General features: G+C 57.8%; 8 protein-coding genes. 6 read left to right on the forward strand and 2 right to left on the reverse strand.

Annotation, left to right across the window (positions count from 1 at the left end; all coding sequences use genetic code 11):
• Positions 1–44: 44 nt before the first annotated feature.
• Together Q8N00_10785 and Q8N00_10790 are read left to right on the forward strand one after the other, a co-directional pair.
• Positions 45–665 carry a DUF47 family protein gene (locus Q8N00_10785; protein ID MDP2383280.1) on the forward strand — a complete coding sequence of 207 codons (621 nt, stop codon included), beginning with the start codon at positions 45–47 and terminating at the stop codon, positions 663–665.
• A 116-nt stretch (positions 666–781) separates the two neighbouring features.
• Positions 782–1,774: an inorganic phosphate transporter gene (locus Q8N00_10790; GenBank protein ID MDP2383281.1), complete on the forward strand. Its 993-nt coding sequence runs from the start codon at positions 782–784 to the stop codon at positions 1,772–1,774.
• Here Q8N00_10790 and Q8N00_10795 read toward each other — a convergent pair.
• A complete protein-coding gene (locus tag Q8N00_10795; GenBank protein ID MDP2383282.1) occupies positions 1,771–3,606 on the reverse strand; it encodes an ATP-binding protein in 1,836 nt (611 codons plus the stop codon). The two genes, Q8N00_10790 and Q8N00_10795, sit on opposite strands and share 4 nt — an antisense overlap.
• 6 nt (positions 3,607–3,612) lie before the next feature.
• Positions 3,613–4,311 (reverse strand): response regulator transcription factor, encoded by a 699-nt coding sequence (locus tag Q8N00_10800; GenBank protein ID MDP2383283.1) that lies wholly within the window; start codon positions 4,309–4,311, stop codon positions 3,613–3,615.
• Positions 4,312–4,485: 174 nt separating this feature from the next.
• On the opposite strand from Q8N00_10800, the gene ispH reads away from it, so the two are divergent.
• From ispH to Q8N00_10820, 4 genes are all read left to right on the forward strand, one after another.
• Complete coding sequence (ispH, locus tag Q8N00_10805) at positions 4,486–5,439, forward strand: 4-hydroxy-3-methylbut-2-enyl diphosphate reductase (protein MDP2383284.1); 954 nt, start codon at positions 4,486–4,488, stop codon at positions 5,437–5,439.
• A 173-nt stretch (positions 5,440–5,612) separates the two neighbouring features.
• Positions 5,613–9,299: a chromosome segregation protein SMC gene (gene smc / locus Q8N00_10810; GenBank protein ID MDP2383285.1), complete on the forward strand. Its 3,687-nt coding sequence runs from the start codon at positions 5,613–5,615 to the stop codon at positions 9,297–9,299.
• A gap of 195 nt (positions 9,300–9,494) precedes the next feature.
• Positions 9,495–11,675, forward strand: a complete 2,181-nt coding sequence (shc, locus tag Q8N00_10815) for a squalene--hopene cyclase (protein MDP2383286.1) — start codon at positions 9,495–9,497, stop codon at positions 11,673–11,675.
• Between the two features lie 53 nt (positions 11,676–11,728).
• Entirely contained in the window at positions 11,729–12,502 is a 774-nt protein-coding gene (locus Q8N00_10820; GenBank protein MDP2383287.1) for a hypothetical protein, read from the forward strand.
• The last annotated feature ends 2 nt before the right edge of the window (positions 12,503–12,504 follow it).

Raw genomic sequence — 12,504 nt, forward strand, 5'->3', positions numbered from 1 at the left:
TGCCGCGAGAAGCGCCGATTGTATCTGAACTGAGGAGCGTCGCGATGTTATTTGGATTGATCCCTCGAGAAGAAGCGTTCTTCGAGCTGTTCAAGAAGGCCGCACATAATATGATTGAGGGAAGCCGCCTTCTCAAGGTCATGATGGAAGATTTTCGGTCTCCCATCGAACAAGCCAAGGGGATTAAAGACGTTGAACATGTCGGCGATGGCATTACGCACGATATTGCGTTTCGATTGAACAAGACCTTTATTACGCCGATCGATCGGGAAGACATTCATGATCTCGCGAGCGCGCTCGACGATATCCTGGATGTGACGGAGGCCATCGCCGATCGCTTCGTGTTATACAAGGTCGCAAAGCCGACTCCGATGGCGGTCAAGTTGGCCGATATTTTGTATCAGGCTTCCGTGGCCGTGGGGAGTGGTGTGGATCGCCTGGGGCTTGCGCATCCGGAGCTGAAAGAATGCAGCGTGCGGGTGAACAGCCTGGAAAACGAGGCCGACCGAGTTTCCCGCGATGCGATATCCGCCCTCTTTGAAAAAGAAACCGATCCGATCGCGGTACTCAAGTGGAAAGAGATTTACGAGAGCTTCGAGGCGGGAACCGATCGCTGCGAAGACGTCGCGAATATTCTTGAGCGGATCGCGCTCAAACATCATTGAAATGACTTGCAAGGGGCGTGAGGCTCGTGGCTATAGGCCATAGGTTGTGAAGATATGAATAGGGACCTCTTGCCTGTAGTTCATCGCCTTGTGCCTCGTGCCTGCCCGGAGGGCGCATGCCTGAATTGACTGGAATGTTGCTTCTTGTCGTGTTGCTGGCGCTCCTGTTCGATTTTTCGAACGGGTGGCATGACAGTGCCAATGCCATTGCGACGGTCGTCTCGACGCGAGTCGTGAGTCCGCTCGTGGCAGTTATGGCCGCCGGCGTGCTCAATGTCGCCGGGGCGTTCATGTCCACGGCGGTCGCTAAGATGGTGGGGTCGGGGATTGTGAACCCGACCATGGTCACTCAAGAAATGGTGGCGGCGGCATTGGCCGGTGCAATCTTGTGGAATCTCTTCACGCTGCTGTTGGGATTGCCGACGAGTTCGTCTCACGCCTTGATCGGCGGACTGGTCGGGGCGGCGGTGACCCATGGTGGGTGGGCCATGGTGAAGTGGTCCGGGCTTCGTCCGGTGATGGAAGCCATGGTGCTGGCGCCGTTTTTTGGTTTTGCGATTGGGTTTACGTTGATGGTACTCATCAGCTGGGCCTGCTTTCGTGTGACACGAAGTGTGGCCACGCGACTATTCAAACGGCTGCAGCTCGTCTCCGCCTGCTTCATGGCGTTCAGTCACGGGGCCAATGATGCGCAGAAGGCCATGGGGATCATTACCTTGGCCTTGCTCTCTGCCGGGCAGATCCCTTCGGGCGAGGTGCCGGGTTGGGTGATCGTCGCCTGCGCGGTGGCGATGGGATTGGGGACGGCGGTGGGCGGCTGGCAGATCGTCCGTACGTTGGGAATGGGGATCGTGAAGCTGGAACCGGTGCATGGATTTGCGGCTGAGACTGGTGCGGCGGCGGTGTTGCTCGTGACCGCGCATATCGGTCTGCCGGTGAGCACTACGCAGACCATCACGACGTCGGTCATGGGGGTCGGCGCGATTAAGCGACTTTCGGCGGTGCGTTGGGGCGTCACGACGAGAATTCTCTACGCCTGGGTGTTCACGCTACCTGGCGCCGCGCTTCTCGCCTCGCTCATCTATGTTCTCATGGTCAAGCTTCACTAAACCGGCTGATCGATGTGTGGGATCGGTAGCCGGACGACAAACCGGCTGCCGGTCAGAGCATTAGCTTCGACCCATACCCGCCCTCCCAACCCCTCGACGATATGTTTCACGATTGCCAGGCCAAGGCCTGTGCCTCCCATCTCGCGCGAGCGTGCTTTGTCCACTCGATAGAATCGTTCGAAGACGCGGGGGCGATCCTGTTCAGGAATGCCGAGTCCGGTATCGGTCACGCTCAACTCCAGGGCAGTGACAATCATGGGCCGTTCGAGATCGTCAGCAACCGGGTGCGCCGCCAGGGTAATGGTCCCGTTCTCGGGGGTATACTTGACCGCGTTATCGAGCAAGTTCGACAGGACTTGCATCAACCGGTCTTCATCGCCGAGTACAGCTGGTAGATCCTGGGCGACGAAGGAGAGGAGTCGGTGCCCTTTCTTGTCCGCTAAGGGCTTGATCATGGCCAATGTCCGTTCAATGACCCGCTGGACTTGCAGGGGCTCCCGCTTGAACAGAATCTGTCCCGACTCGATCTTCGAGAGCTGGAGGAGGTCTTCCAGGATCAGGTTCAGCCGGTCGCTTTGCTTGAGAATAATCTCGAGAAATTTCGTGCTGGTATCGGGGTCGTCTTTGGCCCCGTCGAGTAAGGCCTCGATATAACCCTTGATCGACGTGAGCGGGGTCCTCAGCTCGTGGGACACGTTTGCGACGAAATCTTTCCGGATATTCTCCAGGCGGCGCAACTCGGTAATGTCGTGAAAAACCAGCACGGCGCAGGCTTCGTTCTCGCGATCGCAGGACGTGACCGAGGCCTCGATATGGAGACAGCGTCCGTTCGGGTGCAGCAGAATCTCATCTTCCTCATTCGTGCGTGTCGCCAACACTGTTGAGACGAGTGTGTTCAGCTGCGGATGGCGGAAGACCTCAGAGCAATGGCGCCCCCGTGCATCCATTCGACTGACCTCGAACATTCGCTCTAGCGCCGGATTGACTTGGAGGACGTGGCCTCGGCAGTCCAGGACCATGACGCCCTCGACCATCGAGGTCAGCATGGCCAAGAGTTGGGCCCGGTCTTCGGAAAGCTCGTCGATCTTGCTCCGCAGTTGGTCCGTCATCTGATTGAGCGTGTCAGCGAGGAGGCCGACTTCATCCCGTGATCCTGTCCTGATGCGAACGTTGTGGTCACCATGGGCAAGTTGCCGCGCGGCGATGGCAATATCGGACAGGGGTTGTGTGATGCTGCGCGCGAGCCCCACACTCAGCGCGACGGCAATTAAGAAGGCAATGCCAAAGGCAAGGGCCAAGTTCCGGTGTAACTTGGCCACCTCATGATCGAACGTGGCCATGGGTAACCCCAGCCGTAAGAAGCCGGAGGATCTCGTCCGGTTTGTGCCGCCGATGCTGACGGCCAGGTACAGGGTGCGTTCACCGGTGGTGTGACTCGTGCGCAGATCCGTTCCCCGTCCTGTGGCAACAGCTTGCTGAATTTCAGGACGTGCGAGATGGTTTTCCACCGTCGAGAGGTTACGGTCCGAGACGGCGCTGTCGGCCAGCACCAGGCCATCCAGCGCGACGACGGTTACGCGGGCGAAGGCCCGTGCGCCGAGATCCAGAACGGCTGCTTGTAATTGAGGAGTCGACGACAGCGCCCCTGATTGTGTCAGAAACGGTTGCAGACCATAGGCGACGAGGCCGGTTCGCGTCTCCAGTATCTGGCCCGATCGCGCGATTTCTTCTTGTTCAAGGGATCGAATCGCCAAGGTTCTGGCGATGAGCAGTCCACAGGCGAGGACCAAGAGCGTGCCGATCGTGACTTTCCAGCGGATCGAGAATGTCATGACGCATCACTGCTCCCTTAGTTTATAGCCCAGAGACTTGACCGATATAATTGCCTCGTTGAGCGAGGGGAGTTTCTGCTTGAGCCGTCGAATGTGGACGTCGACGGTTCGTGTCGTGCCGTAGTAATCGTAGCCCCAGACGGTATTGAGCAGGATGTCTCGGGTCAGGACTCTGCCGGGATTGCGCAGGAGATGTTCGAGCAGGCCGAATTCTTTGGCCGTGAGCGGGACTTCTGTCTTGTTCACGGTGACTTCGTGTCGTGCAAGGTCCATCACCAGATCGCCATATTGGTACCTGGCCGGACTCTCGCCCGGTTTCCGGTCGAGTCGGCGGAGGAGGGCTTTGATCCGGGCGACGAGCGTCTTCGGGCTGAAGGGTTTGGTTACGTAGTCGTCGGCCCCCAGTTCCAGTCCTACGATGGTGTCCGATTCTTCGGCTTTGGCGGTCAACATAATGATGGGGATCATGGCCGTTTCCGGAGCCGACCGCAGTCGTTTGCAGACCTCGAGGCCGTCGATCTCAGGCAGCATCAAGTCGAGGACGACCAAGTCTGGCTTCTCTTGTTTCGCGTACTGAAGACCTTCGGTGCCGGTTTTGGCCGCGACCGTTCGAAAGCCCTCTTTCTCCAAATAGAGTTTGACCAGTTGGAGAATGTCGTGCTCGTCTTCAACGATGAGAACTTTTTTGCTGGTTGGGTTGGACATAGTGAGTCGCGTGAGCCTACGAGGGAGAAGGCATCGTGTCAAGACGGCGGCGAAGAGCACGCGGGCCCATTTGGGTTGACGGAACCTGCTGTGCTGACGTAAGGTGGACGGCAGTCGTCTGCAAGTATATGGGCACGTATGTGGTCATGTACGTATGAAGGAAAGGTAGCCGTCATGAAGATCTATCTCACGAATCCACGAGGGTTTTGCGCCGGAGTCGATCGGGCGATCGATATTGTCGATCTCTCGCTCAAGAAGTATGGGGCGCCGATCTACGTGCGGCACGAAATCGTCCATAGTAGGCATGTCGTGAACTCGCTTCGCGACAAGGGCGCCGTGTTTGTGGAGGAATTGGGAGAAGTGCCGGAAGGTTCGGTGGTGATCTTCAGTGCCCACGGGGTTGCCAAGTCGGTCTGGGATGAAGCGAACCGGCGGGGACTGCATGTGATCGATGCCACCTGTCCGTTGGTCATCAAAGTGCATAACGAGGTTAATCGCGACTATACGCAGGGGTACGATCTCATTCTGATCGGCCATGCCGGCCATCCCGAAGTGATCGGGACGCTCGGGCAGATTCCGGACAAGTTCCACCTGGTTTCGTCGGTAGAGGATGTCAAGAAGCTGCAGGTCGATCAAACGCATGATCTTTCGTACGTTACCCAAACGACGTTGAGTGTCGATGAATGTCGGGATATCGTCGGGGCGCTTCATGAACGGTTCCCGCATATCAAGGGACCTCACCAAGAAGACATCTGTTATGCGACACAGAATCGGCAGAATGCGGTGAAGGAGCTATCCTTGTTGGTGGATGTCATCCTGGTCATCGGTTCCCCCAATAGTTCGAACTCCAACCGGTTGCGAGAGCTGGGGGAGCGGTGCGGGATTGCGTCCTACCTGATCGACGCCGCCTCCGACATCAACCCTGAATGGCTTGCCAATGTGAAAGCGATCGGGATTACGGCCGGCGCCTCGGCTCCGGAGGTTCTGGTTGAAGAGGTCGTGACCTACCTCAAGACCTTTGGGCCTGCCGAGGTCGAAGACCTGACGGTGATCGAAGAGGACGTTGAGTTTCTCCTCCCTAAGGAACTGATTACCATCGAGTCTTCCAACAGATCTGTCGAGGCGTAGGCGGGTAATCGTTCCGCAGCCCCATTGCCCCACTCCCTAAGTATTGTAGGTTCCTCTATCCGGTCCTACCACCGGCAGTGTTTTTCTTTGATTTTTTCCGTTGGCCTATGTTACAAATCCGGGCATTCTTTCCCTGTGATTTTTCTTGATACACGCTACCGAAGGAGTCGCCGATGTATTTGAAATCCCTTGAAATGGCGGGGTTTAAGTCGTTCGCGGAGGCCCGGATCGAATTTCCCGATGGCGTCACGGCTATTGTGGGACCCAACGGAAGCGGAAAGAGTAATGTCGTCGATGCGATTCTCTGGGTACTCGGGGAACAGAGCACCAAGGCGCTGCGCAGCGAGAAGATGGAAGATGTGATTTTTAACGGGACCGAGATGCGCAAGCCTCTTGGCCTGGCCGAAGTATCGCTCGTAATCAGTGGCCTTGATCGGATCAATGTGGATCCCCTGTCCGGGCTTTCCAGTCAGCTGTCCGAATATCAAGAGCTCATGATCACCCGCCGCCTCTACCGCAATGGCGATAGTGAATACCTCATCAATAAGACCGTCTGCCGGTTGAAGGATGTCCGGAGCATCCTGCTGGATACCAGGGCCGGAACCAAGGGGCACACGGTGATCGCTCAGGGGCAAATCGATCAAATTCTCAACGCCTCGCCGCAAGATCGGCGCGAGTTGATCGAAGAAACGGCCGGGATCGTTCGTTATAAAAAGCAGAAGGCCGAAGCGTTACGCAAGTTGGATGCGACACAGCAGAATCTCTTGCGCGTGCGGGACATTATTGCCGAGGTGAAGAAACAGTTGAATTCGCTTGAGCGTCAAGCCAGGCAGGCACGGTCCTATCAGGCATTGCACCAGGAGTCCAAATCGCTGGAGATTCAGCTGCTCACGAATGAGTATCGCATGCTTCGAACGACGATCGCGGAAGTCGAGGAGGAGCTGCAACAGCTGGGGGATCGCGAGTCCGAACAGGCCGCCGGCTTGGCACGCTTGAGCGCAGAACTTGAGCAGGTCAAATTCGCGATGGCCACGGCGAGCGAGGCGATCGGGCAGCGGCGCGAGGAACTGTCGAAAGTTGAGCAGCAACAGGCGCAGGCCTTGACGGCCGCAGAAGTCGAGCGTAATCGCGGTGAGCTCTACGTGCAGCAGCAGAGCCAGGGCGGGCAGGAGCTCGAGCGCCTCAGCCAGGAGCAAGCGCAGGGCACGGCGGAAATTACGGCTCTGGAGGGTATGCTGGTCGCGCTCGAGCGTGAATGTGCGGAGCGTGAGCAGGCCTTCGCGACACTTGAGCAGGAGATGAAAGGGCTGGTTCATCAGCGCACTGCGGCCATGGCAGAGGAAGAGCGAGGGCGCCGGGACGTCCTGAATCTGGCGGTATTGGTCGCCAATACCGAGCAGACATTGGTTCAATTGGCTACTCGTATTCAAGAGGCGACGGATCGTGAGGGCCGTCTAGCCCGCGAGCGGGAAGACTTTCAGCTGCAGCATGTCACGACAACGGACAAGCGTGAGGCACTCAAGCAGGCCTGCCAGGAGGCAGAGCAGCTGGTGGCCGATCTGCGACGGCAGAAGCAGGGCGTTGAAGAGGAAAGCGAGCGGGTATCGGCAGAATTGGTCGAGGTCGATCAGTTGGTTCTTCGTCAGTCGGAAGAGTTGGCGGCGGTGGATTCCCATCTCCGGGCGTTGGAAGGTGTGCTGCAGGAAGATATGGGTTATGGGCGGCGTGGCGATGAAGAATCGACGGCGCTCAAAGCTTGTAGCGGAGTCCGCGATGCCATTGCCGAATGGTTGGCTGTGCCGGCTGGATGGGATCGGGCCGTGGAAGCGATTTTGAGTGAGCGGGTCAGAGGCTGGTTCGTCGATAGTCCCGCCGCCGCTTGTGACGCGATTGAGTTTCTCAAGGGAAAAGATCTTGGGCGGGGTACGTTTATTCCTCAGCATCCTCGTTGGACAGCTCGGGATGCTGCCTCTCAGCAGTGGTGGCCTGCGGTACAGGGTCAGCCTGGTGTGGTGGGCCGTGCGGTCGATTTAATCCCTGTCCAGGGCGAACGGGAAGCGGCGCGCAACTATCTTTTCGACCGGATCGTATTTATCGACAGCCTTCAGGATGCAACGACCTTGTGGTCTCAGTTATCCATAGGGGCTCCCGATGGACCGGTTCTCGTCACCCGTGCAGGCGAAATCCTGGATGCGGCCGGGACGATCACCGGTGGACAGGTCAGTGCGACGGGAGGTGTGCTGCAACGGCGACGAGAGGTCTTGCAGCTGGATGCCCAGCGCCTATCGCTGACGGGGTCTGTTGACGAGGGCAAGCAGCGGCGGGAGCGATTGCTGGCGCAAGGGCAGGAGTTGCGTGAGCAGGGCCGACAACTCGTCGAGTCGCTCCGCGACGCAGAAATGCGCGGGCTCTCGTTGCAAAAAGATGAAGCAGGGCTTCAGCACGTGCTGGGGAATCTCTCCCAACGAATCGACACGTTAATGAGTGATGCCCAGCGCGGTTTGGCGGAGGTGGAGCGGCTCATGCATGACATGCGTTCCTCCGAAGCACAGCTCGCGCAGTGGATGGCGGAGAAGGCCGGCCAGGAAGGCGAGCTCACTCGCGCGCGTGAACGGGTGGGACAGATCGATCAGGACAAGCAGGGGCTTCAGGAGCGATTCACCGAGGCGCAGTTGGTTGCGCAGAATCTCAGGACGACTCGCGAGCATCATCGCCGCGACCTTCTCCGGGTTGAGCAGGAGCAACAGGCCGCGATCGCACGGATTGAGATCGTGACGCGCCAGGTCGAAGGGCTGACGGCTTCGATTGAGCAGAGCCGGGCTGAGCGGGAACATCAGGAAACGCGTTGTCGCGAGTTCGGCGAATCGGCTGACCAGGTGAAGACACAGTTGGTCGAATTGCAAGAATCTCAGGCGCAGGATATGGCGGCGGCCCAACAGCTCGATGCCGGGTTGGAGGACGTTCGCCGTGCGGTGTCGTCGCTTCGTGAGTCCCGCTTGGCGGTGGAGGTCAAGAAAGCAGAAGTCCGAATGCAATTGGGGACGGTCGAGTCCACGCTCTCCGGCACATACCAGGTCGATCTCACGACGCTGCTCGATGCGCGGGTTGGGGAAATGACGGCCGAACAACTGTCACTAGGCGAGGCGCCGATTTCAGAAGACCGTTCAGCCGTGAATGAGATGGCGATGAGGGAGCAACTGCAGAAACTTCGCGAGAAGCTCGATCGCCTGGGACCGATCAATTTGGCCGCGATTCAGGAGCATCAAGAATTGGATCAGCGGTATCAATTTCTCACGACGCAGGAACAGGATCTCTCCACCTCTATCAGCTCGCTCAAGGAAATCATTCAGCGGGTCAACCTCACCACGAAGGATATGTTTGCCAGCACCTTTGCCGAGCTCCAGCAGAAATTCAGCGAGGTATTCGTGAAGTTCTTTCCTGGGGGCCGTGCTGAGCTGCAATTGGTCGAGGTCCCGGCGGATGAGACGACAGAGAGCTCTGGACAACAGGATCCCGGCGTCGACATCGTGGTGCAACCGCCTGGGAAACGCCTGAAGAGTATGACCATGCTCTCGGGTGGCGAGAAAACCTTAACGGCGATGGCCCTGCTTTTCGCGAGCTTTCTGATCAGGCCGACGCCGTTCTGTATCCTCGACGAAATCGACGCACCGCTGGACGAAGAGAATATCGGGCGCTTTACCAGCGTCTTGCGGGAACTCTCCGCGAGTGCTCAGTTCATGGTCATCACGCATAACAAGCGGACGATGGCCATTGCAGATTCCTTGTTTGGCGTCACGATGGAAGAACCGGGTATTTCAAAAATCGTGTCGGTGAGACTGGCGAATTTGCAACCGGTCTAAGTCGCGTAACGTAGCTAAAACATGCATACTTCAGAGGACTTCTGCCTCTCTGTTTCTTGACTCGGGGTAGGGTGTCTGTTATATACCCACAACGGGTAGTATTACGGGCATACGGCTCGTAGTTCGAGCTCATACGGGACGAAGCGAGTCATTCGTATTGTCCCATCCACCCGCAGCTTTCCACAGAACAATATAATGAATCTGATTCGAGCGTTTCTGGGTCGTCTATCGGACAGTCTCTTCGTCTCCGTGCCGGAGAAGTTGGGGTTGGCGACCGAATTGTCCAAGGCTCCATCGCTACGTCTGGTGTCGGACAAGCCCCTGATGTCCACGCCAATCGATCCTGCGATGCGCCGCCCACCTAGCCATTCCGTGAGTCCCGTGGATGCGATCGACGACGCGGTTCGGCGCAGCCAAGCCTGGTTCTTATCCAAACAAGATGCCTCCGAAGGCTATTGGGTTGCGGAACTTGAAGCCGATACGACTCTGACCTCCGAATATCTGTTGCTGCGGAGATTTTTGGATCGGGTCGATCCGGAACGCGAGCGCAAGGCGGTGCGCTACCTCCGCGCCATGCAATTGCCCGATGGCGGCTGGCCGATTTTTCATGGTGGCCCTTCGGAGATCAGCGCCTCGGTCAAAGCCTATTTCGCCTTGAAGTTGAGCGGTATGTCAGCCGACGAGCCCTACATGCTCCGTGCCCGTGACTGTATTCATGCCAAGGGTGGCGTGGTCTGTGCGAATGTCTTCACGAAAATCACCTTGGCCCTGTTTGAACAGTACGATTGGGAAGGCCTTCCGAGTATGCCGCCGGAGATCATGCTCCTGCCGAAGCGGTTCTACTTCAGTATCTATGCGATTTCTTATTGGTCGCGTGCCGTCCTGATTCCTCTGTTGGTGGTGTTTGCGAATCAGCCTGTCTGCCGTATTCCCAAAGAGCAGGGAATCGACGAACTCTACGTCTTCCCCAGGGCGGAGATTCGCTATCGCGACGTGCCACCGTTCAATAAGGATCAACGGTGGCTTACCCCGCATAATTTCTTCGTCCAATTGGACGGGGTGCTCAAACTCTACGACCGGATGCCGCTGAGTTGGTTGCGCGAGAAGGCCTTGCATAAGGCAGCCACCTGGATGTTGGACCATATCAAGGGCAGTGGTGGGTTGGGGGCAATCTATCCGGCCATGGCGAACTCGATCGTGGCCCTTCGCTGCCTCGGCTACCAGGTCGACGATCCCTTGGTCCGGAAGGCATTTCAGGAAATCGAATCGCTGGAAGTCTACAGCATCGTGTCGATCGGCGATCAGCGCGTCGAGGCTCTCCATCTCCAGCCCTGTCACTCTCCCATCTGGGACACGGCATTACTCATGAATGCGTTCATTGAAACCGGGATGCCGCAGGACCACCCCTCTCTCCAAAAGGCGGCTTCCTACTTGGCTTCCCGTCAGACAAAAACGGTTGGAGATTGGAAGTTCTCGGCCCCCAATGCAGAACCCGGAGGCTGGTACTTCCAGTTTGAGAACGAGCTCTATCCTGATGTGGATGACTCGGCCGTCGTGTTGATGGCGTTGTCGAAAGTTCGAATGGCTCAGGCTTCTGAACTGCAAGAGTCGATTCAACGGGGAACGAATTGGGTGCTCGCTATGCAAGGGTCCGATGGAGGCTGGGGCGCGTACGACAAGGATAATAATCGCATCGTGTTCAACTATATCCCCTTTGCCGATCACCATGCTTTGCTCGATCCCAGTACGTCAGACCTGACTGGACGTTGTCTCGAGATGCTTGCAGCGCTGGGCTACGATCAGAGACACCCAGCTGTGGGGCCGGCGCTCCGGTTTCTGAAGCGAGAGCAGGAAGCCGATGGCAGTTGGTACGGCCGGTGGGGCGTCAATTACATCTATGGTACCTGGTCCGTTCTGGCAGGCCTGCGAGCGATCGGGGTGGATCTTTCGGAGCCCTATATTCAGCGTGCGGTCGCCTGGCTTGAGTCGAAACAGAATCCCGATGGCGGCTGGGGCGAGTCCTGTCATTCGTACGACGACGACCCTGCGTGGAGCGGGAAGGGAGACAGTACCCCGTCTCAAACGGCTTGGGCCATCATGGGCCTGATGTCGGCCGGGATGACCGACGCCTTCAGCGTCGCTCGAGGCATCCAGTATCTGCTCCGCCATCAACTGAAGGATGGTTCGTGGGAAGAGGTTCGCCATACAGGCACCGGTTTCCCCCGGGTGTTTTATCTCCGCTACCATTGGTACTGCCAATATTTCCCGCTGTGGGCCTTGGCCATGTATCGAAACTTACGGACGCGCGGACACATGCGGGCCGATGAAGTCCGTGAGCAGGTCTTGGCATCCGGGTGTCATCGAGTCGACCGGTGATCGCTCCTTCAGCCTCTCCCGCTGGCGAGGGACAGCCTGCTGTAGGATCTTCGATGCATCCCATCGCCATCTTTGTCGCGACTCGCTGGGAACTCCAGGCCGTTCAGCGTGCAATTATCACGGATCGTGTGACGACCATTGCCGGAGTTCGTTGCCAGATTGGGCACCATGGGCAGCGTGCCTACTGGCTCATTCAAACCGGCGTCGGTCCTGTTGCGGCCCGCGCGGTTGCTGGAAAGGTATTGAAGGCGCAGCCGATGTCCTTGGTCATATCTACGGGTTTTGCCTGCGCCCTTATACCGGCTGAAGTGGGAGACCTCATCGTTGGGACCGCTGTGTCGTCTGTGCTGAATGACGGAGCGGAGGCGACAGGGCATGATTCGATATTGTGCGACGAGGCTGTGCGCTCAGATCTTCTTGCCGTGGCACAGGATGCCGGGATGGTCGTGCGAGTGGGACCCATCGTGTCAGGACCGACCGTGGTATGGCAGGCCGAGGGCAAGCGCCGGCTGCGTCATTTGACTGACGCGACGGGGCTCGATATGGAAAGTGCCGCGCTGGCATCGGTGGCTCGCGAACGCGGTGTGCCGATGGCGATCGTGCGGACAGTTTCCGATCTCGTGGATGAAGATCTCCCTCTTGACTTCAACCTCTTTCTCAGGCCCACTGGCTGGATGAAAGGCTTGTGGGCGCTCATCCGCCACCCCACCGGCTTCGTAGGGCTGAATCGGCTGCGAAAACAGAGTCGAGTGGCTGCGGGTCGATTGACCGAATGGTTTCAACATTATGCAAATTCAGACATCGAATCTCTTCGCTTGCCTGGGTAACT

The sequence above is a fragment of the Nitrospirota bacterium genome (assembly GCA_030684575.1).
GTDB lineage: Bacteria > Nitrospirota > Nitrospiria > Nitrospirales > Nitrospiraceae > Palsa-1315.

Coding starts and splice junctions, on each gene's coding strand:
- Q8N00_10785 (MDP2383280.1), top strand. CDS start 45: ATGTTATTTGGATTGATCCCTCGAGAAGAAGCGTTCTTCGAGCTGTTC.
- Q8N00_10790 (MDP2383281.1), top strand. CDS start 782: ATGCCTGAATTGACTGGAATGTTGCTTCTTGTCGTGTTGCTGGCGCTC.
- Q8N00_10795 (MDP2383282.1), bottom strand. CDS start 3,606: ATGACATTCTCGATCCGCTGGAAAGTCACGATCGGCACGCTCTTGGTC.
- Q8N00_10800 (MDP2383283.1), bottom strand. CDS start 4,311: ATGTCCAACCCAACCAGCAAAAAAGTTCTCATCGTTGAAGACGAGCAC.
- ispH (MDP2383284.1), top strand. CDS start 4,486: ATGAAGATCTATCTCACGAATCCACGAGGGTTTTGCGCCGGAGTCGAT.
- smc (MDP2383285.1), top strand. CDS start 5,613: ATGTATTTGAAATCCCTTGAAATGGCGGGGTTTAAGTCGTTCGCGGAG.
- shc (MDP2383286.1), top strand. CDS start 9,495: ATGAATCTGATTCGAGCGTTTCTGGGTCGTCTATCGGACAGTCTCTTC.
- Q8N00_10820 (MDP2383287.1), top strand. CDS start 11,729: ATGCATCCCATCGCCATCTTTGTCGCGACTCGCTGGGAACTCCAGGCC.